This is a genomic window from Psychrobacter sp. 1U2 (genome assembly GCF_051847575.1).
In genome coordinates this window covers 68,449-91,453 of sequence record NZ_JBPYDC010000010.1, presented here as the reverse complement: position 1 = coordinate 91,453, position 23,005 = coordinate 68,449, and the positions used below count along the sequence as shown (strand labels likewise).

21 protein-coding genes are annotated in these 23,005 nt (G+C 42.2%); 9 read left to right on the top strand and 12 right to left on the bottom strand.

Annotation, left to right across the window (positions count from 1 at the left end; genetic code table 11):
- Positions 1–39: 39 nt before the first annotated feature.
- Both ACS8FD_RS06900 and dnaQ read right to left on the bottom strand, forming a co-directional pair.
- Positions 40–1,722: a hypothetical protein gene (locus ACS8FD_RS06900; RefSeq protein ID WP_439275096.1), complete on the bottom strand. Its 1,683-nt coding sequence runs from the start codon at positions 1,720–1,722 to the stop codon at positions 40–42.
- Between the two features lie 85 nt (positions 1,723–1,807).
- Positions 1,808–3,529 carry a DNA polymerase III subunit epsilon gene (gene dnaQ, locus ACS8FD_RS06895; RefSeq protein WP_439275095.1) on the bottom strand — a complete coding sequence of 574 codons (1,722 nt, stop codon included), beginning with the start codon at positions 3,527–3,529 and terminating at the stop codon, positions 1,808–1,810.
- Between the two features lie 201 nt (positions 3,530–3,730).
- On the opposite strand from dnaQ, the gene ACS8FD_RS06890 reads away from it, so the two are divergent.
- Entirely contained in the window at positions 3,731–4,288 is a 558-nt protein-coding gene (locus ACS8FD_RS06890; protein WP_439275111.1) for a hypothetical protein, read from the top strand.
- Positions 4,289–4,374: 86 nt separating this feature from the next.
- The gene (locus tag ACS8FD_RS06885; protein WP_439275094.1) at positions 4,375–4,677 is read left to right on the top strand and encodes a hypothetical protein; all 303 of its coding nucleotides are present in this window, start codon (positions 4,375–4,377) and stop codon (positions 4,675–4,677) included.
- Positions 4,678–4,796: 119 nt separating this feature from the next.
- On the opposite strand, the gene ACS8FD_RS06880 is transcribed toward ACS8FD_RS06885, so the two are convergent.
- Positions 4,797–5,285, bottom strand: a complete 489-nt coding sequence (locus tag ACS8FD_RS06880) for a YkvA family protein (protein WP_439275093.1) — start codon at positions 5,283–5,285, stop codon at positions 4,797–4,799.
- 163 nt (positions 5,286–5,448) lie between these two features.
- Here ACS8FD_RS06880 and ACS8FD_RS06875 point away from each other — a divergent pair, with 163 nt between their 5' ends.
- On the top strand, positions 5,449–6,672 hold the full coding sequence (locus ACS8FD_RS06875; protein WP_439275092.1) for an LD-carboxypeptidase: 1,224 nt from the start codon (positions 5,449–5,451) through the stop codon (positions 6,670–6,672).
- A 264-nt stretch (positions 6,673–6,936) separates the two neighbouring features.
- Positions 6,937–7,284: a hypothetical protein gene (locus ACS8FD_RS06870; RefSeq protein WP_439275091.1), complete on the top strand. Its 348-nt coding sequence runs from the start codon at positions 6,937–6,939 to the stop codon at positions 7,282–7,284.
- Between the two features lie 181 nt (positions 7,285–7,465).
- On the opposite strand, the gene ACS8FD_RS06865 is transcribed toward ACS8FD_RS06870, so the two are convergent.
- The 7 genes from ACS8FD_RS06865 to ACS8FD_RS06835 all read right to left on the bottom strand — a co-directional run bounded on the left by ACS8FD_RS06865 (position 7,466) and on the right by ACS8FD_RS06835 (position 15,467).
- Entirely contained in the window at positions 7,466–8,140 is a 675-nt protein-coding gene (locus tag ACS8FD_RS06865; protein ID WP_439275110.1) for a glycosyltransferase family 2 protein, read from the bottom strand.
- A 43-nt stretch (positions 8,141–8,183) separates the two neighbouring features.
- A complete protein-coding gene (locus tag ACS8FD_RS06860) occupies positions 8,184–8,861 on the bottom strand; it encodes a class I SAM-dependent DNA methyltransferase (RefSeq protein WP_439275109.1) in 678 nt (225 codons plus the stop codon).
- On the bottom strand, positions 8,854–9,681 hold the full coding sequence (locus ACS8FD_RS06855; protein ID WP_439275108.1) for a PIG-L deacetylase family protein: 828 nt from the start codon (positions 9,679–9,681) through the stop codon (positions 8,854–8,856). The genes ACS8FD_RS06860 and ACS8FD_RS06855 overlap by 8 nt, the downstream gene beginning before the upstream one ends.
- The gene (locus ACS8FD_RS06850) at positions 9,678–10,778 is read right to left on the bottom strand and encodes an acyl-CoA dehydrogenase (protein WP_439275090.1); all 1,101 of its coding nucleotides are present in this window, start codon (positions 10,776–10,778) and stop codon (positions 9,678–9,680) included. Before ACS8FD_RS06850 ends, ACS8FD_RS06855 begins: the two co-directional genes overlap by 4 nt.
- 16 nt (positions 10,779–10,794) lie before the next feature.
- A complete protein-coding gene (locus ACS8FD_RS06845) occupies positions 10,795–12,426 on the bottom strand; it encodes an alpha,alpha-trehalose-phosphate synthase (UDP-forming) (protein ID WP_439275089.1) in 1,632 nt (543 codons plus the stop codon).
- Between the two features lies 1 nt (position 12,427).
- Entirely contained in the window at positions 12,428–13,369 is a 942-nt protein-coding gene (gene otsB / locus ACS8FD_RS06840; RefSeq protein ID WP_439275088.1) for a trehalose-phosphatase, read from the bottom strand.
- Between the two features lie 703 nt (positions 13,370–14,072).
- On the bottom strand, positions 14,073–15,467 hold the full coding sequence (locus ACS8FD_RS06835) for a hypothetical protein (RefSeq protein ID WP_439275087.1): 1,395 nt from the start codon (positions 15,465–15,467) through the stop codon (positions 14,073–14,075).
- 702 nt (positions 15,468–16,169) lie between these two features.
- Between ACS8FD_RS06835 and ACS8FD_RS06830 the strand changes: the two genes are divergently transcribed.
- The 5 genes from ACS8FD_RS06830 (at position 16,170) to ACS8FD_RS06810 (ending at position 20,996) form a co-directional block, all read left to right on the top strand.
- On the top strand, positions 16,170–17,084 hold the full coding sequence (locus ACS8FD_RS06830) for a YagK/YfjJ domain-containing protein (RefSeq protein ID WP_439275086.1): 915 nt from the start codon (positions 16,170–16,172) through the stop codon (positions 17,082–17,084).
- A gap of 270 nt (positions 17,085–17,354) precedes the next feature.
- A complete protein-coding gene (locus ACS8FD_RS06825) occupies positions 17,355–18,347 on the top strand; it encodes a DUF932 domain-containing protein (RefSeq protein ID WP_439275085.1) in 993 nt (330 codons plus the stop codon).
- Positions 18,348–18,443: 96 nt separating this feature from the next.
- A complete protein-coding gene (locus ACS8FD_RS06820) occupies positions 18,444–19,556 on the top strand; it encodes a YqaJ viral recombinase family nuclease (RefSeq protein WP_439275084.1) in 1,113 nt (370 codons plus the stop codon).
- Positions 19,557–19,683: 127 nt separating this feature from the next.
- Complete coding sequence (locus tag ACS8FD_RS06815) at positions 19,684–20,595, top strand: recombination directionality factor (RefSeq protein WP_439275083.1); 912 nt, start codon at positions 19,684–19,686, stop codon at positions 20,593–20,595.
- A 152-nt stretch (positions 20,596–20,747) separates the two neighbouring features.
- Positions 20,748–20,996, top strand: a complete 249-nt coding sequence (locus ACS8FD_RS06810) for a helix-turn-helix transcriptional regulator (RefSeq protein WP_439275082.1) — start codon at positions 20,748–20,750, stop codon at positions 20,994–20,996.
- Positions 20,997–21,084: 88 nt separating this feature from the next.
- Here ACS8FD_RS06810 and ACS8FD_RS06805 read toward each other — a convergent pair whose 3' ends face one another.
- A complete protein-coding gene (locus tag ACS8FD_RS06805) occupies positions 21,085–22,302 on the bottom strand; it encodes a hypothetical protein (RefSeq protein WP_439275081.1) in 1,218 nt (405 codons plus the stop codon).
- A 179-nt stretch (positions 22,303–22,481) separates the two neighbouring features.
- Entirely contained in the window at positions 22,482–23,003 is a 522-nt protein-coding gene (locus tag ACS8FD_RS06800; protein ID WP_439275080.1) for a hypothetical protein, read from the bottom strand.
- Positions 23,004–23,005: the final 2 nt, after the last annotated feature.

The window sequence follows — 23,005 nt, the reverse complement described above, 5'->3', positions numbered from 1 at the left end:
AGCAGTACTCATTCACATCCGTCCACAGTATTTAAGCGACTAGGCGGCCAGTAGTTGGCTTAAGCTATGTTGACCGACATCCAGCGAGCGCTTATTTACCGGTCGATTGCTCTCAAAACCATCTAAGCGATAGTCCACGGACATGAGCACATCAGCCATGTGACTGAGGGTTTGCTCGCTGAGAGGCTGCGAGCTTGATAGAAAGGTTTGGGTGAAGCTTGCCAATTGACTAAACATATTTGCCAAAGCGGGTAATTCTAAGAAGCGTAGCGCTCCCGCCACTTGCCGAATCATCTCTGGAATCTCTTCTAGCATAGATAGCTGCGCATCATCTGCGGTTATATAGGTAGTAATGGCGTGCTCGGCTTTTATGATATTACTACGGCTCTCTTGTACTAAAGCATCATAGGCAGTATCAAGCTGATGCAAAGAGATTTGTTGATTATTCAGCGATAAGTTAATCACGCCAGGCGTATGCATTTTTGCCATCGCAATTGAAGCATTTTCGGCAGCCATCAGCGCTAGTAGCAGCTCGTCAAAATCTTTAGGTTTTGGGTTGTCCCATGTGGCGACCGCGTTAGCTGCACTCGTGAGTAGGGCTGCAGTATCGCTTAAACCCAATAGGCTCAGACTAGAGCGCAGCTCAGCTATTTTAGTAGCAATGTCAGCCGGTTGAATAGGGGTAGCGGTGACGGTGTTGCCACGTGCATAACTATCCACTTGCTCCTTGATCAGGTTTATTTTTTCTTGGATCAGCTCATTTGAGATGTCAGTGATGGCACGGTTGGGACCAAACAAAAAGCGTTTCATCTGTTCGCGCTGTGATGACTCAAGCTGGTTGTTTGCGTACTGCTCACGCAGCTTTTGCGCTTGATCATTATCGCGACTACAAGCAAAGCTAACTAGGTCTGCAAAACGAATATCCATCACTGGCAGGTAGCTATTAAACTGCTGCTCTAAGTAGATCAGGGTGTGTTTTTGGCTCAAGGATAAAGGAAGCAGGGCTTCGATGTCGACTATCGCTGCTGCAGCGGCTTGCCAAAATAAGCTGCTACTATGGCCGGCGATATAAGCACAGGCGGCACTCATTGCTTTGAGCTTTTTGTCTTCACTAGTCGAGATATTTCCATCTGTATTCGTCAATAAAACGCCAAGACCATTACGATAGATGTTGGTTAATAGATGGCTATCAAGCCCGAGCGTATCTAAGGATTGAAAATTGTCTTCGGGGTTAGCGATAATTACACTGCTACGACCAAAGTCGGCAAAATAATCGATATCAATAGGCGTTTCATCGCCATAAGCTTGTAGCTTGTGAATGATAGGTAATAATAAGCTTGGCTCTACCGTCTCAGTCAATAGCACAAATTCGACATAACGATCTAAGGTCATAATGGCCTCTGAGAGATCCATAATCAATGCGATATTAGTATTATCTTGACTGTCATGCAGCTGTTGCAGGCCTTGTGCGATAGCTAGACTTAATACTTGACCGCCTTTAAGCGATATCAGCTCAAAAATACGCGATAACTGTGTCAAAACTTCTACTGAGTCGAGCAATAGAGGCGCTTGCATTTGATTGTCATTAAAGTCGCTTAAATGGATTTCAGCATTTTTTAGGGTAACTATGATCTCATCATGCAATAAGTGCAAAGAAGGTAAGTCAAAGTTGGTGATACTAAGCATAGGAGCGCTCAAAGTGGTTTGCTCAGACTGACTCATAGTGTTCCCTTATCAATTATAATTAATAGCCATAAACGAATGATAGCGTATAGTGTTCAAATTCCATAGTACTTCTTGGCACAGCTTACCAATTCGCTAAGCTATCATTCATTACCGGATAGTCTTCAGCCAAATTCATAAACCAATCGCGATTTGCCTTGTCATCTTGGCTGGAGTCGAGTAATAGCGTCGCTAAATTGGCAAAGGTAGCATGAGCTGTCTGGCCACCTTCGCTAACACTATCTTCCTCAATCGCTAATGACACCTGACCGCCGGTCATAGCCAGATAGACTTCCGCCAAAATCTCCGAATCTAGTAAAGCGCCGTGAAAAGTACGGTCTTGTTTACCGACATCTAAGCGACGCACTAAGGCATCAAGCGTATTTTTTTGTCCTGGATACTGCTGCTTTGCCATCAGCAGCGAGTCAGTGACTTGTACCCGCTCTGCAAAGTCCGATAGACCGACTTTATTAAACTCCATAGTCAAAAAGTTCATATCGAACGAGGCATTATGAGCGATAATTTCTGCGCCATCCATAAAATCATAAAGCTTTTGGGCGACTTTATCGAAGGTAGGCTTATCTTGTAAGAAGGCCTCAGAGATACCATGAATACGTATTACCTCCTCATCCATACCGCGCTGCGGGTTGATATAGACATGGAGTTTTTCGCCGGTGAATTTGCGGCCGACCAACTCAACGATACCCACCTCGATGATGCGATCGCCTTTTAGCGCATCAAGTCCGGTTGTCTCAGTATCCATGATCAGTTGACGATTGCTCTCACCGCGGTGTGTAGGCTCGGGCAGCAGCGGCTTAAAATTAGGGTTGGCTCGGCTCGTATCGCCATCGAATGCTGGCAAATCGGCCGCTTGCGTATCAGAGTGCTGTAAATCGTTTTCGGCAGTCATATCTGTACTCGTAGTATCAGTCGTAATAGAGGGCAAGATACTTGCATTATCTTCAGTATTTTTGCTATTTAAAGTAGTATTTGAATTGGCATCTAAATGAGTATCGGCGGCCTGATAAGGCTGGCTAGTCGATTGGACTGCAGTAGCGTGGTCTGGATTATAGTCCACCTCAGCTTCTAGCTTGTCAGTGCTGTCGTCGATATTATCTATATTATCAAAATCATCATTATCAATGTCTTCAAAGTCATCAAGCCCTAAAGGATCAAAATTCAACCAATCGTTCTCACTGAGTACTGGCTCGTTAATAGCGGCTTTTTTTTTACGACTATCATCAGGGTTATCTACTATGCTACCGACAGATGAGTTAGCAATATTATGTGCGCTACTAGCTGTGACGCCAAGATTGGCAAGCTCATCGGCTTTTTCATTACCCGCATGTCCAGCGTGACCTTTTACCCAGTGCCATTCTACCGTACGATCTTGGCGCAGCGCGTCAAGCTGTTGCCATAAATCTTTATTTGCCACTGGTTTTTTGCCTGCGGTTTTCCAGTCGCGCTTTTTCCAGCCGTCAATCCAGTCGGTGATACCGTTTTTGACATAACTTGAGTCGGTCCATATCTCTAAGGTGACATCGTTTGCGCTGTGCTGCAAGGCTTGTATAGCTCCCATCAGCTCCATACGATTATTGGTAGTGGCGTCTTCGCCGCCGTATAGATCTTTCGTTTGTCCATCACTAAAGATAAGATGTGCGCCCCAGCCACCAGCGCCCGGATTACCTTTACAAGCACCATCGGTGTAAGCGATAGTGGTATTATCTTTGGCGGCTAAGGGATCCGCTTTATTTAGCGACCTCGTCTGCGTAGAAGTAGTCTGGGTGGTGGAACGATTATCTGACATAAAAACTCGGCGGTAAAGGAGTAATAAAGTAGGAGCTAAAATAGAGAGTTTGATTATAGCAAAACTATAACCGATAAGGCGACTGGGAGACACAAAACACTATCATCACAGATCTAAAAAGCAGCGCTCAAATTTTCTGTTAAAATGATAGCGATAATCTTTAAATCCCAATCTGAAACCTTAACGTAGGAAGACTTGACGATGGCCAAAGGCGCAGATGTTATTGGCAAACCCTTTATGACCTTGCTCGCTAGTATAACCGCCTGTAGCGTATTGTGGCTAGCAGGCTGTAGTGTTACTAACCCTGAAGCTACCAGCGTTGAGTCCACAGTATCTCAGCCAGATGTTTCTATATTTGCAGGATGCTATACCGTAAGCTTTGATGAGCCAGCACAAATAAAAGTCAGTGAACAGGCTGGCAAGTGGGTTATGCAAATGAAAGAGCCTGCTAGTAGCGGGCGAGTTTGGGACGATCCTGAAGTATTGGAAGTCGTGGATAACGAGGAGATTCCAAAGTTCTTCTCAATTGATCCTGATAATGTCGATGCGGTTATCGCTCGCCCTGATAGAGTATTGGTGTTGGCACATGTTAAAGCTGCTTACGCCAATATTGATCCCTTGCTCGATAGTGAGTATTTGTCCTATATTTATCGCGGCGCTAATACCATCTATCGCGTAGAGTGCGATGAGGTCAATACCGACATTTTAGCTAATCCGCATGCCAATATTGCCATCGACAATGTCAACGAAAGCATTTAAACCCTGTGCCAGTAATAGTGCCAGTGCTGATATTGGCTGTAGCGCAAATGAAAACTTCTAATAATTAAATGATTGAGTCAGATATTATGAATTTTTTGAGTTATGTAGTGTTAGGTGGTCTTTCATATGCTGCAGGTTGGGCGATTCGCAACAAAGTCTTAGATAAAGAAGCACCAGAGCAGCCTTACAATCTAAAGCATCCTGCTATCTTAGGGTATATGGGTGGGTTTTTTATTATTATGCTAATCATATCTTGGTTGATTGGCCGCTACATGCTGGGTCATATTCATATTGATTTGCCCTTTATTATCGTTAATAGCCTCGTTGCGACTTTTGTATTCTCCTTTGGACTTAATCCAGAAAAGTCTAGCTATGATGTGCCTGATTGACTGCTATCAGGGTAATAAGAAAAGGCGAACGAAACCACGGCCAATGAGATTGCCTTGTTGACCGTGGTTTTATTTTTCAGAGATAGATAAGATAAAAGGGTCGAAAGTGAGTGAGCTTGTTACTTTGAACTATCGTCAGTATCTTTATCTTTATCAGCTGATTTCTTATCCGTTTTATTGTCTTTTGTTTTAGCGTATTTGTCTTTTTTATTGTCTTGATCAGTGTTTCTATCATTAGACGCTGACTGCTCATCTTTCCATTCTTTATACTTTAATAAATCCTTTTCCATCCGCTTTAAACAAAACTTTAACACTAAAGCGTCATCGATATGACCGATAAAAGGGATAAAATCGGGGATAAGATCAATAGGGTTTAGGACATAAAGAAGACCAATCACGGCCGCTGAAATAGTTCTGTAAGGAATATTGCGATAGTTTCCCTGATAATAGTCTTTGACTAAGCTCATTAGCAGCAGTAGATCTTTGGCATAACGCTCAAGTCCGCGATCGCTTTCGACTTGGTCCTTTATTTTATCTTCTTTACTGACAATCAGCTTAATACTCTCTAGTAGCCCTTTGTCATCTTTTTCTTTATTTTTATCACTCATAAATAAAATCCTTATTTTTATTGGTTGTCGGTTGTCATTATTCTTACTAATTAATGACTAGTAGCTGATAGTTACTATAGCAAGGGTAAGCTTGAGCGCCAAATAACTAGATAGGGTATTATGTATCGTTTTATTAAGTCTGTTTACAGTTTGCAGGATAGTGATGACTAAAAAAATAGTATCTAAGCTCAACCGCCGGCAGTTTTTGCATCATATGGGCGTAGGGGTAAGTGCCAGTTTGTTAGCGAGCCAAAGTATGCCTAATGCTGTGGCAAATGATGGGTTATTGACGGTTGATAGCCTTAGCGCGCTCACTAAAGATGAGTTACCGACTGCGTTATCCGGGTCTGAGTCGCTATTTGGGCAGGTAGCTCAGAGAGTTGAGTGCATTAAACCAACTATTGAAACGCGGTTGTTTGCAAGCTCCAACGTCGGTAGTCGTGATGCTCGTAACCAGCTGGCTTTGCAGCGTGTGGCTTGTGCTGGTTTGCAAGTACAAAACCCTGAGATCGTCAGCCGTCAGTATCTACGCTTCGCTGGCACCGATTCCCAGAGAGCCAGCGACTTGCAAAATATAGCGACGGGCGCGATTAGCGCACCAAAATTATTGCTTGGGGTGCGCGGTGGTTATGGCGCCTCTCGTCTATTGCCGATGGTGGATTGGGCGACGCTAGGTCGTCTTATGCAGGAGCGCGGCACTATCTTAACCGGATTCAGCGACGTCACCGCTATTCAATGTGCGCTGCTCGCCAAAGGCAATATGAGCTCCTTAGCTGGGCCTATGCTCTATAGCGAGTTTGGTAAAACTACGCCGGATCGGATCAGCTGTCAGCAGTTTGTAGAAGCTTTAACCAATCCTAAGCTCACTATTGAAGTCGATAATGCTGAGCTTACTAGTCCAAAGCTGCCAGCTGTTTTGGCAACTAATGATAGCCGCTCAACAACAGGCACGATCTGGGGCGGTAATCTGAGCGTGGTATCGGCACTGACAGGAAGCGAGTATCTACCGCGTATCGATGGCGGCATCGTATTCTTAGAAGATGTGGGCGAGCAGACTTATCGCATCGAGCGCATGCTATATGAGCTGTATCTAGCGGGCGTGTTCAAAAACCAACAAGCTATTGTGTTCGGCGCGTTTTCTGGAGCTGGCGAGGATAGCTACGATAAGCGTTATGATGTGGCTACTGTCGTTCGTCAGTTGCACAAATTGACAGGGTTGCCGATATACAGTGGTATGCGCTTTGGGCATATCGCGCAAAAAGCGAGCTTTCCGTTAGGAACGACGTGTGAGATCCAGCCAAATAATAGCGGCGGCTATCAGCTCAGATTTTCAGATTATCCAACTATTGAAGCCAGTGCTCTTCATGTTGAGGGCTTATGGGCTTAAATCCTAGTATCTAGGTAGCGTATTAGCTCTTTAACTGGTAAAACCTTGCAAATCATTTCATGTCCAATAACTTTAGTGTTTTTTGAGGCAGATATATAAGTCTGTTATTTGTAGAGCCAAAACATTAGCAAACCGTTAATGAAAGCAAACAAAACCCTACTACTAGTTAAGGTATTTATTACTAAAATTAAAAGTAGAATCAATTTAATCTTGAATTGATTAATATTATTAATATTTTATTTCGCCTAGGAAGAGGGTGTCACTATGAAAAAATTACTATTGGAGCAATTATTTCAAAATAAGCTAAAGATGGCCTTATTAGCAAGCGTTCTTGCTTTAAGTGCTTGTAGTACTGAGACAGAAGAAAGCACTGATACTAATGAGATAGAGTCTAGCGAAGTAACGCCTGTGAATGAAGACTCTAGTGAAATGATAGCGGGGCAAACGGAAAACGTTACTGAAGGTAATATTAATGATGCCGAGGATACAGACGATGCAGGAGGGTCATCATACTATTCTAGTACAGAAAATGAGGAAGAGATCGACGATACAGTCTACGTTAATGAGAACAACTCAAACCTAGATAAAACAGCGGCAGATGGATTGCAATAAACGGTGGATAATATATAACTGTGATAAATATGGCTCATATTAAATCGTCATTTATCCATCAACTACTATGGTCTAAATAAAAACAAGCGAAGCTATCATTGCTTTCGCTTGTTTTACAAACACAGGCTGTTAGCCCTGCATCATTGTTCTTAAGCTTAAGGGTAATCAGCATCAGCTGAGGCTACTTTAAATGAGGCTCTTCTAAATTCGCCAAAAATGCTGCAAACCCCTCTTTTACCCGAGCTTGCAAGCGGCTGCTAGTGGTTACTCGCACCTTGTTACTCCAAGTGATAGGATAGCCTTGGTTTTCGAATTTCTTCACCAGATCGACATCTTCATGGCAAGCTAAAGGCGTAAAGCCGCCAACGGCGAGGTATGCTTCACTACGAAAACTGAGATTTGCCCCATGAATGTGACGATGACCCATTATATCTCGATAATGAGCCTTATAAGCTTGTTGTGTCTGACGGCTTAAATGCGCCCAATTATCGATACTGACTACGCCGCAAATCATCTCAGTTGGCTGCTGCTTAAGGTGTGCCATTTGCTGCGTGAGCCAATCTACAGCTACTATTGAGTCCGCATCGGTACAAGCGAGCCAATTCGCACCATTTGCAATAGCATGACAAAGCCCTAGGTCTCGTACCCGTCCCACGCAGCGGTAATCACAAGTCAAATATTCAACCTTGGCGCTTTTGACCAAACTAAGTGTCTCGTCAGTACAACTATCCAGCACTACCAGCGGATAGGCGATAACAGAAGAGGGTAATTGCTCGATAGCGCATTGAACTGACGTCAGACAATCCATAATAGTCGACGCTTCATTATGAGCCGGAATGACAATCCCAATTGTTATATCATCGACGGTTTTGTTAGCTATCATGCTTTGTTATATCTCATTATATAAGCTCTTCTTGCATGGCGATGGTTTGCGCCGAGCGTTGCCAAACGTCTAGTAAAAAATCACTGTCTACTATCTGACTTTGATGGGTAAAAGCCAGTTTATTCTCTTTATTGAACGCCTGCTGTAGACGGTAGTGTACCGTTTCCCCTGTCATCTCAAAGCCGTCAATATTATAGCGCCAATGACAACATAGTAAGGTGCCACCTGTAGCAAGGCTTTGCTTAATCCAAGTGATCACTCTATCAATATCGGTTAGAGGTAAATAATATAAAATTTCACTGATAACGATTAAATCATAAGTCTGATTATTATCGGTTAAGCCGTCTGCTAAAGCCTGAGGAATCACTCCTTGTATGACTTTGATAGATGAGTCATTAGCTAAACGCTGTTTGGCCAGTTCCACCGCTTTTTGATTACCATCAATACTCAAGAGACTTAGGCAACGTTCAGCCAGCAATTCACTGAACACCCCATTGCCACAGCCTAGTTCAATGGCGTTAACATAGTTAGCTTGCGGCAATATGGCTAAACATATATCGCGCTTGCGCTTCTCATACCAGCGCGTTTGATACTGCCAAGGGTCGCTATTGTCATTATACAGAGCATCAAAATAAGTCTCTGAATAAGCAGCAGTCTGATGCTCAGTATCGATTAACAAAGTGGCTTTATGCATTTGATTCATATAAGTAAACTTCCCATGGTTGGCTAACTCTAGCGATAGTTTGCGCGGATAAAATAGGCGGATTACCGGTACTCTTATCACTCTCGATTTGACTCTTAAAACAGGCAATCGCTGCGGTTTTGCGTTGTAATTGCTCAGCGCTCAAGTCCACTCTAACCGCACGTCTCCAAGGAATACGATTATCGGCGGGCTCAGCCCAATGCCAAGCCCAAATTAATACCTGATAACAAGTTAATTGCTGTTGCTTAGCAAATGCGGCCACTACTTGCCCCGTAGCTTCGTGATCAGGATGACCGTCATGTACGAAAGGCGTCACTAAAATATCATTAGGCTGAATAAAGCTAGCTAGTTTTTCATGGAACTGGGCCTGCTGAGCGAACACCTCGCCATCAGTTAAATCTAGGTTAATAATCGCGACCTGATGATCTATGCCCAGCACCTTCAGCGCTTCTAGACTCTCTTGTGGGCGGATGGTATTGAGCTTTTCTGGAGAATAAATCTGCGAGTTGGGATGGCTTTGTGTACCGTTGGTCACATGAATCAGCATAATGGCATTACCTTTGGCGGCTAGTTGTAGTAGTAGACCACCGCAGCCAAGGATTTCATCATCAGGATGCGGCGCAAAGATGCACACTCGCTGCTCTGAAGGGAAGCGGGTAGTAACGTCTAGCCGCGACATATTTTGTAGCCCCGCCCAATTCTGCCAAGCGTCCTGACTGGTACCTTCCCCTTTAATGATACGGTCACCAACAATAGGATGAGTGTCGTTTTTACTATTGTCCTCTAAAGTCTTATCATTATTCAAAGTCATAGTCGCCATAAGCTTTCCTGCTTAATCAAAGGGTTTTGAGCTAAGGGAGGAGTGGACTCACTAGCCAACTCGCCAATCTGTTGCCAGTCAAAAGCGCCGTGACTTTGGCGAATAAAGACGGGTAGATCTGCTGCTAATCTTGCAAAATGAGCATGACTACAAAATGGCGCTGCACCCAAAGCCTGTCCTGTGATTTCTATGACTTGCCGCGCTAGTTGTTCGGCGTTCGCTCTTAACTGACGAATAGCCAGCTCATGATTATCCTGTGGCTGAGTATTCATTAGGCTGGCAACATAATAAAAATACTGCTGAGTGACTGCCAAAGCGGTGCTGATTTGTCCTAAATACATCGCTTTGTAAGCGTTTGGCTTTTGCTGATAAGCCGTTATTAAGTAGCTCGCTAGTTTGGCGCTTGCCCCATACCAACAAGCTGCAACGCCAGCGGCGCCATGCCAAAAACCCACACGATCTAAATAGTCATTTGCTGTACCAACTTTATTAGCGGTTACTTCATTAAATTGGATAGTAGCCGTGTCAGTCGCCTGCATGCCTACCGCTTGCCAAGCGCTGTTATCAATACTAATACCTTGTTGATGCATATTTATGATCAGTAAACAGGACTGAGCTTGCTCATTGCGGTAAGTGAGTAGGCCGTTATCGACACTATTAGCACCAGAGCACCATGCTTTTGTACCATTAACTTTGCCTTGCTTATAACGTATAGGATCGGGATGACCTTCTGCTGCCCACACTGCCCATAACCCTTCAGGTGCTTGCTCGTAGCCTGTTTCATGTAAGATACTTAAAGCGTCTAAATGCGATTCGAACCATTTGGCAATCGTTAAGTCAATTCCTGCCACGTATGCCAAAATCTGCCAACGAATTAAAGTGTTTGATAGGTTATTATTTTTATTAGAAGCATGACTTGCTGGATGCGGAATTTTATCGCTATAAGTGACTAAGGTGCTTAAGATTTCATGACGTAACTCATCGCTTAAACTGAAAGCGTTTATAGCTTGAGTATCAGCGAGTATGATATTTTCTATACTATTTTTAATCGCTAACAATACAGGATTTTTTGTCTCTAGTAGCAGCATGAAAGTCTCCTAGTTATCATTGTGATTCAGATAGTTTGGCTTCAGTAGCTTGCAAATTATCTGGTTGACGTCTGTTACCACCGTATAAGTCATCTAAAAACCCTTGTTGCCAAGCTTGCAAATCATCTTGCTGTAGCCCTTGCAGTAGTTTTTGATAGCGAAATTGTCGCTCGCCTAGTGGCATTGTCAAAGCTAACCTTAATCCTTGAATGATACTTGTAGGTTGTAGCGGATCGATAATAACCGCATCTTGCATCTGCTCAGCGGCTCCTGCATAACGTGAGAGCAATAACACTCCCGGATTATCAGGATTTTGCGCTGCAACATACTCTTTAGCCACTAAGTTCATCCCGTCTTTGAGTGAGTTGACCCAGCCAACATCACTTTGCAAAAATCGCGTCATCAAAGCCTTGTGTTCTAGTACCTTTTCACTATAATCAATCGCCTGCCAGTCAGTCATCACTTGATTAGTTCTGTGAGCATCATGCTCGAAGCTATTCTTCTTACCAAGGCTAGCTGAAAATTGCTGATTGGCCTCACCAATAGCTATTCTAACTTTGTCGTAGAGATGCTGATAAGCGGGCAGGTCTAAGCGGCTAGGACAGGCAATTTGTGTTAGTTGTAGCTGGTTTTGATAATTGGGGTATTGCTGTAAAAACGAGCGATACGCCGAAAAACGCTTCAATAGTCCTTTTGAATAATCAATCCTATCCACCGCGATAATCTGCTGAGTTGCAGGTTTTACAAGCGATTTATTATTAGGTTTGACAGCTGATAATGAAGGCGACCACAAATGCTTGATCTGTTGCTGTATCTTTGTGACATTGACGCCGATGGGGTAGGCATTAACTATTAACGAATGCTCAGGTCTTATCGCTAGCTGGATCAGCAGTTCGCTGACAGTGGATCTATAGTCGTTAAGAAAGTCATCCCGTGCAGATAAAATATTTTTAGGCACGTGGGCTAAAGAATCAGGTGATAATAAGCGCTGTTTTAAATAATGCTGTAAAACCGCTAGACAGTTGTCCTTATCGTGCTCAGTTTGAGTACCAAGCATGTCATAATGAGCAAGGTGGTGGACCAGCTCAGCGCTTTGATCAAGCTGTGCCCAAAACGATAGGGGAGCAAATGGAATGTGTAAAAAAAAGCCGATACGATTGGTGATACCGAGACTTCGGCAATGGTAGGCTACACTCAAAAAGTGATAGTCATGCACCCAAATCACATCATCAGGCTCAATCACTTGTTTGATTTTACGAGCGAAAATTTGGTTTACCGCTTGGTAGCCTGCATAGTCATCAGCAGCTTGGCTTATTAGTTCGGGCCGCTCATGGAGTAATAACCACAGCACGTTATTGGCAAATCCGCAGTAGAATTGCCGATATTGCTCGCTAGTGAAAGCTGTGGTCATATAAGTCAAAGAGGTGTCGGTAGGTGACGACCCAGCATTTGCTAAAGCTGTATTTTTGCTATTGCTGAACTCATTGTCAGTACCGTCATTGCGGCTCTTAGTAATGTCCCCATTCCAGCCCATCCAAATCACTGAGTTTCCTTGTAAAATATCTTGCAGTGCTACCGCAAGCCCTCCCGCCATAGGTTGGTTGTCAGGCATTTTTACACGGTTAGATAAGACAATTAAGCGGCTCATATCACTGACCTCCCACTGTCTTTGTTAGTGAAGCGTCAACACCTACTCGCTCAAGCGATAGAGTATGGTAAGTTTGGCAAAACCTTAAAAAGCTGCTGAGTAAAACGGTGACCTCATAGATATTATTAACGCGATAATGGGCACAGCTCGTTCCACTACCCACTTTAATACCTAGACCTCTGACTACTTTGCGATCTTTTCCTGTTGAGGTATATATATCTTGTACAGCGATAAAACCTGCTTCATCAGTACTATCATCGCCGATAAAAATAGGACAAAGACCATCGTTAGCGCTCATTCTTTTTAACAATGTGACAATCGCAGCCCCTTTATTAGCTCCTTTTGGTACTATCTCCCACACATATTTACCAGGTTTCAATACCCAACTGGGATAGTTTTTTAAGGCGTTTGTCATAATGTTATAAGCGACATCTGCCAAAGCAGGAGCTCTGCGAAAATGCAGCGCGACAGAATAAGGTTTATTTTCTATACTCAGATCCTTATAAGGATAGCTAGATTGGACGATAACTCGTTTTATCGCAGCAAGCTCGGTGCTATTGACGCAGGTAATATTGACATCAGTTACACTTTCCTCGACAACGCTAATGTCACTGGAATTATTAGCACTGCTATGACTAGCTATTTCTAGTCCGTGAGTAGCGGCAATCGGTAATTTTAGAGGGGATAGCATTTGCTTAGCTTCAGCAAGGCTACGTCCGGTGACGATAGCGATTTTAACGTCGCAGCTTTGTATCTGTTGTAAAAGCTTTATCGTTGACTGAGGGATGACACTGTCTTTGGGATCTAAGGTGAAGTCTGCCAACGTGCCATCTAAATCCAAGAACAAAGCGTAGTTTTGGCGAACGGATAAATAATCAGCAAAATGTTCTGGCTGGAGGTATTTAGGGCATGAATCCGTCCTAACGCTTCTTGCTGAAGTCACCGCTTTTTCCTTAATGTAGTGAAGAGCTATGCTTTGGTTTAGACTGCTTTATTAACTCGCTTGAATGACAAGTTTGCCATAAACACATCCGTTCTCCGTTAGTGATGATAATTAGTTGTTTATAGTTTCTGTAATTTATAACCTACTGATTTTAAAGGTTATGTTTATAGTGTGAATATATTATTTAAAATAATTAAAGCATTATCGTTGGAGGCAAGGCATTGAAGCCAAGGCCGTCGGGTTAAGTAATGAATGACAGATAATAAAGAACGAGAGTTTTCTATAGGTGCGCAGCTAGACAAGCCATCAGGCTACACCTAAAAGTGTTGGGGATAAAAAAGCTGCCTTTAGCATAAGCAGAAGACAGCTTTTAAGTATAGAAGAGTTTTTTATTTGCAGGCTTGTGACTGTTTATATTTCGGTCCGAACTGATCGCTTTTTTCCATAACTTAGAGCTCCATAAGTACACTTCAAACTCAGGGTACTTGGCAGTGTACTCAATGAACACGGATTGATATAGACAGAACAGGACCGTATTATCACCCACAAAAAAACCGCAAATCGTCATGATTTGCGGTTTTTTCTACTACTATAATGGTACCCGGAGCCGGAACAGGTGTAACTTATTAAGTTGTTGATTTTATTGCAAATAAATTTTTATTATACATGTGGTGTACATATTAGTGTACATAGGATTTTAATTTCATTTATTAAGCTTTCTAGTCTGACTCAAGTGTTTATTGTATTTATGTTTATCCGAAGTAAGCTGACTACTCTTAGTCTCCCAATTCATTTGATTATTATTATTCTTCTTGAGCATTTGCTGCATCCGCTGTAGTGGGTTAAGACTGTCGTCTTCGCTTATGATTTTTCCTTCTAGCTCTTTTGATTTGTCGAATTTATCCGTTTCTTCTAGTGCAGCAGCTTCGATAGTATCTTCAGGTTTGGTAAGCTCTTTTTTAGTAGATCTTCTTCCACTAATATGCTTACTGATTTTCAATAATTCATGCCTATCTTTCAAGTTAGCACTTTTGATAAGTGCTTCAACAGCCTTCTTAGGTGTAGCATTTAGTTTATCAGACAATACTAATAGTATAGCGTTTGACTCTTTATTTAATTTGAAAGTGTTACTGCATTTAGAGTTCTTCCCTTTTTTTCTGTATTCGCGTGAGCTATAAGCCTTCTTTAATAAATCGATAATTTCTTCAGAAGAAAGAACTGCCAACCTTTTCTTTTTCTTACTATTACTTTTGATATTTTCATTTTCGACCTCAGGTGAGTCGGTTGTGAAGCCGGAAGAGTAAGTCGAATAAGGTTGTGACAATTCGTTGTTCTTATGATATCTATAAATAAACCCTTGTATATCTAAAGACGCTTTTATTAACTCGACTTTATCTTTTCTGATTATTGGAACAAATGTACCATAAAGTGATAGTACTTTTTCTTCAATAAATCTTTCAAGAATAAGGTCAATCTCATCTTCAGGCAATTTATCTAGCCAGTTTAATTTATAATCATCAATACGGTTCGAAACGTAGTCGCCTCTATAGTTGTTGATAGTAACTGAATGAGTAAGCTCCAAGTACTGAACATTTCGATCAAATTTTCCTCTGATCATTAAAGATCTATCACCCTTTCGACTACATCCATGGATATCTATAACCTTGATCAAACGCTCTGTAAACTCAGTCGCAGATGTAGATCGTAGAAGATCCAAAAGTAGACGATAATCTCCGTTTTCCGTTTTAGTAATAAAATAGCTAAGCCACAACGCAGCTCGAAGCTCATTCTTGACCCATAACAAATCGTTATCATTAATGAGGATCTTATGTGCGTTATCAGCAATTATTCTAGCAACTTCGCTAGGCTTATTCTCCTTTTGAAGAGCATCCATTAAAGACCTATGAACTTCGGTTTTGTCTGGTAGATCGAATATACCGAGGGCCGTAGCTACCTCATTTTTACCATGATAAGTAAGAGAATAATAAAAGACATATGCCTGTCTCACCGTAAGCTTCTTGACTACATTCTCCCAAAGCAAATTGCCTTTATATCTACTTCCGTACAATTCTTCGACGATATCAGTATGATTACTCATTGCAATAGACTCGATAAATAAGGCTTAAGTAGCATAAAAAAAACGTGAAATAGAAGCATAAAAACGTCCTATAACCGTAATAAAAACGTAGATAAAATTACCGTTGATACTTGATGGTACACGAGTTTAGATGCTAAATACAGATATTTAGAACAATACAATAGTACATTATAGTGTTCTAAATTATTTTTTATAACTAATCTCGACTTATTATTAGTATTTCTTACACAATAGTTAAAAACTTAGAGGGCTTATGGAATTCCTAGTATTGTCAATTTTGACAATACTAGGAATTCGATTTATCGAATGCCTTTTAGGCGATACTCCACGGAACTGATCAATGGTTATCAACTTCTAGCACTAGTCTAACCTTACCGATAATGAGTGGACACATACAAAATTCTTCTACTACAAATGGAAGTGTGCTTGGCCAACTCTCTTTACTAGTCTAACGCTATCTATAACTATCTGTTTTTAATTGACTGTACTTCATTTTAAGCTAACTCCATTCTTAATGCATTTTCATAATCTTTCGCTTCACTCGCACCCAAACACCACAACGTAAAAAAGCAGACTGCGCTATAACACAATCTGCTTAGTAGGTTATTTATATTATTAACTAACATCAAATAATTATCAGTAATAAATAACACACTCCATTGATGGTTATGTACACCAAACCTTAATTAATGGAGCATAAAAATGACACATTCACTTATCAACCAAGCGCAACTTATTAACGATATCGACAGACTTGTACGGGGCATCATATTTCAGCCTATCTATTTCGATAACGTTAGAAAAGGCTTAAACGCTCTTTATCATCCCTTCATGAACAGCATTGACCTTGATTTAAATTACTCAAAAACCATTAACTCATTTATCTACAGTACTAATGCCATTGTCGGCGATTTATATCCATCAGACGTGGTTTGGGATCACGATAAGACTCAACAGTTTATTAAAACGCTGTTATGTTATCAGCATGATATTAATATAGAAGATAACGCGTGGCGTTATCAGGAATCTCAAAATAGATCGAATCTCAATTGCTACACTCGCAACATGATTAACCACTACGCCAGGCTTCTATTCGTTCGTATCGATTTAAAATACGCACAAGAGACTAACCACTTAGTGACGATCGAGGACTTCAATGATCACATGTGTAAGCTCAGAGAGCTTATTAGCAACAAGAAAACGTGCTTTGAGCACTTGCAGGGCAATGCTTGGGCTTTAGAACAGGGAGGTATCGAAGGTGGACTACACTGTCATTTACTGCTTATGTATGATGGATCGAAGCGAAAGAATGACTGGTACTTAGCTAAAGAGGTTGGTGAGAAATGGCGAAGCATTACTGAGGATATGGGAGCTTACTATAACTCTCATGATGCTGAGACTAAGCGAAGGTTTGAAAAAAATGGCAAATTAGGCATTGGTATGATTCATCGTGATAATCCGCAGCAAGTCGAGAATGCAGTGCGTACGGCATTATACTTAACCAAACCTGATAAGATAGATCAGCAACTAAAGGTATGGTTACCTAACATGCATACCTTCGGTCATGGCATTTACAGAACGGCTAAGCGTCGAGGTTTACCGCCCATAGCAAACTAATTTCAGATACATACTACTATCATGAGATACCACCGCTTACGCTTTGTAAGTGGATTATATAACACCCCTATAAAGGTCTGCCTCGTGCAGGCCTTTTTTATGCCCTAAATTTAAGGAGTCTTTACGACAGTAGTCTATCTGTATTATCAGTCGCTTACCTGTCGCAAGTTGGCTGCTTCTCATCTTCCTTTGTAAGGACTATCTAGAAGTCTTTACCGTATTTAACCCATTTATTTAACCCCTAACTTACTAAACACAGGAAATACTCTTATGGCACATTTAATCGAAAACATGGCGTACGTTGGCGACACCCCTTGGCATGGCCTTGGTAATCAGCTTCCTAAGAACCAGCCAATCGAGGTCTGGGCACGTGAGGCCGGTATGGACTGGCGTATTGAATCGTCCGATGTCAGCTACATGGCAAATAATGAGAAAGGTCAAAGCCTGATCATGCCTTTTGACAGCAACAAGGTGTTGTACCGCTCTGATACGCTTGAGCCACTTAGCGTAGTCAGTCAACGCTACCAAGAAGTACAACCGCGTGAGATCTTAGAGTTCTACCGCGACTTAACAGAGCAATCGCACTTTGAGCTTGAGACCGCTGGTATCTTAAAGGGTGGTCGTAAGATGTGGGCATTGGCTCGTACTGGTCAGTCTATGACTTTAAAAGGCGGTGATGTGAGTAATGGCTACCTGCTCTTAGCAACGGCTTGTGATGGCACTCTGGCAACCACAGCGCAGTTTACCAATATCCGTGTGGTGTGTAATAACACCTTAGCGGTAAGTCTCGCTGATGGTAGTGGCGGTGTGGTCAAAGTACCGCATTCTACCTCCTTTGATGCTGATCGCGTCAAGCAGCAGCTAGGCGTCTCAGTCAAGCAGTGGAACGAGCACATGTATGAGATGAAGCAATTAACCCAGCGCCGTGTTACTCAGGCAGAAGCAGCGAACTATCTCAACCGTGTTTTCAATGATCAAGATAACGACATCATTCTGTTCAATAGCGCTAAGAAAGAAAAGGACGCGGTGCCTAATGCTCGCGCCATGAATCAAGTGATGAGTATGTTTAACGGTCAAGGTCGCGGAGCGGATCTCGATTCAGCACGTGATACCGCTTATGGCCTCTTGTCTGCTATGACAGAGTACGTGGATCATGAGCGTAGAGCGATGTCGACGGATCATAGGCTTGATTCCGCTTGGTTTGGCGCAGGGGCTAAGCTCAAAGACAAAAGCTTAGAGGAGGCCTTTAGCCTCATTGCCTAAAGTCTATTGGTACGCTTAATAATTAGACCACGCCTAAGCGCGTGGTTTTTTTATGCCTTTTATTTCATTTCAATCAATTTATCGAAGGAGTTCACTATGAACATGATCGCACTAAACACCAGCACACCAGTCAGACGCGCTAAGCGTTTAAGCGCTAAGGTAAAAGCGCCTGTAACTGACAAAGTTAAAGATAAGAATAAGCGGATCGATCCCTCTACTACTGAGTCTAATACGCCGTTAACCCCTAAGCGCCTAGTTAATACTAAAGACTTAAGCCATGACAAGTGGCTTGAGGTTCGCCGTCAAGGGGTCGGCAGTAGTGATGCCGCCGCTGCTTGCGGTATTCATCCGTACCTTTCCATGCTAGAGCTATGGCTGATTAAGACGGGACGCGCAAGCTCAGACTTAGATGAGAGCATCGACGGTTATGCGCCACTGTATTGGGGCAATACTTTAGAACCGATGGTGGCTAAGTACTACCAAGAAAAGACAAGCAATAAGGTACGGCGGGTCAATGCTATCTTGCAACACCCTGAGCCTGACAAAGCCTTTATGCTAGCCAATCTTGATTATGCAGTGACAGGTAGCGAGGAAGTGCAAATACTTGAATGCAAAACCGCTGGAGAGCATGGCGCTGAGTTATGGCGAAATGGCGTACCGCTATACGTCACGTGCCAAGTGCAGCATCAGCTAGCGGTTACAGGCAAACAAGCCGCTCATATCTGTGTGCTGCTATGCGGACACGAAGCGAAGATCTATAAGGTTGAGCGTGATGAGCACTTAATTAAATCTATCATCGAGCAAGAGCGTCTGTTCTGGCAGTATGTAGAAACGGACACCCCGCCAACGCCTGATCATAGCGAGTCGGCTGCTAAAGCGCTTAAGCTACTTTATCCAATGCCTAAGCCATCGAGCAAGGTCGATCTACGAGAGGATAAAGGCGCTAACAAGCTGTTCGATAAATTGCTTGGCTATCGTGACTCAATAGCTGATCTAGAGCAGCGCCATGACCAAGTCAAGCATCAGCTGCAAACGCTGATCAAAGACAACGAAGTGGCTGTATTTAACCAAGGCGCGATCTCATGGAAGCGCTCTAAAGACAGTGTTGGTATCGATAGTAAAGCAGTTCTCAAAGCGCATCCTGAGCTACTCACTCAGTTTAGTAAAACCAAGCAAGGCAGTCGTCGCTTCGTCGTGCTAAGTGATTAAGCATGTATCTCATCAACCGATACATTAACAACCCACAAACGAATCAAATAAAGCGCATAAACGCCCACCCTCACAGGTGGGCTTTTTATTTGCTTCACTCATTCTATTAAACACAAGGAATACCACTATGATTAAAGGTCTAACCATAACCCCGCCTGTACTTGGTCGCATTAGCATTGGACGTGTCATCGTTAAGGACGGTAAGCGTCTGCCAGCTAAAGACGATCAATTCACTATTACCAGCCAAGTGCAGAATAAAGACGGCTGGATCAATCATCCCCTAGACGAGAAGCTTCGTAAAAGTAAAACCGAGAAGCTCAGGCAAATACCCGTACGTATGCTGTTTAACGATCCTGAGCTCAACCTTCGAGCGGAGTACACACTGTTCGATCGGCAAACAGGCAGACCGCTGTGCGTAGGCGATGGTGAACAGTGCCAACGTCGAACCAACAACGGTGTGGAGCAGCTGCCTTGTCCATCGCCTGATCGCTGTCCCTTAGCTCAAGGCGGAGCCTGTAAACCTTATGGTCGTCTGTATGTCAATTTAAGTGAAGACGATGAGCTTGGCACCTTTGTCTTTCGCACCACTGGCTTTAATAGCATTCGTACGCTTGCCGCTCGTTTAAGCTACTTTGCTGCGGTATCTGGTAATAAGCTGTCGTGTTTACCACTGCAACTCACCCTACGTGGTAAAAGCACGACACAAAGCTATCGTACGCCCATCTACTTTGTGGATCTGACACTACGTGATGGGGTAACGCTTAAGGAGGCGGTATCAGATGCGCAAGCGATTAATCATGAGCTGATCGAACATGGCTTTGATCAAGCGGCTTTAGAGCAGACTGCCAAGCAAGGCTACGTCGATTCATGCTTTGAGATCGATAGTGAGGAGGCTTTTGAAGTTGAGGCGTTTGATAGTCGCGACGGTGATGATCAAAGAGCCGAGGATCAACAAGACAACTCATTAAAGCCTTTGCCCATGCATGACGTGACAGGCATAAAGCAAGGGCTACAACAAAGCGTGACAGCGGTGAGCTAAGTGAAAGCCATAGCATAAAAAGGAGCTGAATCATTCAGCTCCTTTTTTTATGGGCTAAGCAAAAGCAGGACGCTATAGGATGCCGTAAAAAAATATAGGACTCGCTAAGTATATGAGAGGACACGCTCTCATTCACTTATAAGGAGATAATCATGGATAATTTAAATGCAGCACAACCAGTAATCGAGCAGTGCAATCATATACCACAGCTATTGAGTATTAAGGATGTCGGTCATTATACCGGGCTTAGCCGTTCGACCATTTATGAGATGATCAATGAGGAATCTGATCGTTACGATCCAACGTTTCCTAAAAAAGTACAGCTTACGAAAGTAAGGGTAGTATGGGTTGCGAGTGAGATTGCAGAGTGGATTAATGAAAAGATTGAGTCCAGATGCTAAATAATAATTAGCCACCTTGCAATGCAAGGTGGCTACATCTTGACAAACATAGTATTCCATCAGTTAAATACTGCACTAAGGCTTATAACTACTTTTTTTTATATTTGTTGAGATAGTCAGAGAATTGTTGATATGAGTCTTTCTGACCTAAGTTATCATTATTAACCAATGTTCTTGTTGTTTTATAAGAAGAGTCTTTCCTGTTAATAGGTGTGTGGCGTCTCCTAGGAGGGGGAGTTGTTCTTTTCGGTGGTTCATACTTTTTAGTTGTAATTTTTTTATTGCTAGTAGTTTTTTTGACTTCTCTCTTATAACCAAGCGTATCCGTCTGAAGAGATTCAATTTTTTTTCTGAGTGTTGAGTTAATATCTCTTAGATCATTAACTTTTATAACGCTGTCTACAGCCTCATTTTTAAACTTACGTATGTGTTCCTCTTTTTCAGCAATACAGTTTTCTTGGTTAAGAACAGTTTGTTTAACCCAGACTAGTTCGGCCTTTAACTTTTCATTCTCATGAGATAAGGCTAAGAATGACGAGAGCGATTTTGACTTGTGGTTTCTATTCTTACTGTTTATAGAGGTTGATTTAGTTGGAAGAGCTGTAGAACTAGGTCTTGTTACGCCTAATTCTGCTTCTAATAGCTCGCACCAATCGTGAAGTGTATAAAGGTCATTCTTTAGATGGTTTACTTCATCGTCTTTAATGCTTAATATTTCTGTAGAATACTCAGGAGAGTCTATTAATAGCTCAAGCGTTGCAATTTTATTACTCTTAATCTCTATCTCTGAGGCTAAGTGTTCGTTACGTGTCCGCAAGTTATTACAATTTTGAACCTGTGTATTCAGCTTGTCTTTTATTGGTGACATCTCACTTTTAAGGTCTTTGATTATCTGCTCTGATTTATCTAGGTTTCTTTGAGCTCTAGTTAGGCTCTTCTCTGTATTTCTCAATGAAAGCTGAATGTTGGACATGTCTTTATGCATAAAACTGACTGTACAGTTGGTGTGCGCTAAACATTTATTAAGATGGTCATTTTGTTTATGCGCAGTCTGTAACTTCTTATCTAGAGCAAGATTTTCTTCGTAGAGTTCAGTGAAGTCATCAAACTGAGGGTTGGTGACAATTTTAAGCACCTCGTCATATTGCTGAATCACTAGCGCTAACTCTTTCTCTAATCGATTTTTAATGAATTCCCAGTCCTTATCAACACTGTCTTTGTTGATCGAACTCACTTGTTGTCGTGTGTCTTCTAAACTAGAGTATAGCCGCTCTAGGTTATCTTCCATATATTTAGCTAATCCCATAATAACGACCTATACTAAGTTTAAACAATGGAGAGTTTTTTTGTTATTAACTTCAATATTAACTTAAGTTGGCTAAATTATGTAGGGTAAGTATTAAAGAAATAGCTAGACTCATGAAAAGAGTGAAGCAGGATCAATACAATTGAGCATCACAACCGCTTTACACGAAGATGAAGCGGTTATTTTTTTTGTGTTTTGCCTAACAATACACGCAATTGTTTAATCGTGGCATGAATGCTTTGATCGAGTACAGGTTTTGCAAATAAAGGCTCATAGCTTTTTGGCAGAGCAGGATTATCAGACAATTGCGGGTGTAATGCACTTTTACATTTTTGTGCAGTATGGGGAATGTTTTGACCTAGTACGCTTAGCAACATGCCTTCTAAGCATAACGGCTTTGAATATAAAATTGTAATACCTGAATCTTTAGCGGCTTTAATATCTTGTTGATTAACGGGAACATCGCTATCCATCAAGATGAACTTTTGGTCGTAACCAACATGACGGCTCTTTTTAACAGTGTCTTTAATGATATCGTGCGGTGAGCCACCACTTGAAAAATCCAAAGTGATTTTACTGCCAGAGCACCTTTCATGATAAATACCTTTCATATGACTCAAAAATGCTTTGTCATGCTCACCTTCGCCCATAACCAGCAAGGTGGTTTTGTTGACTGACCTAGTAGGTTTGCGCTTTGCCATAA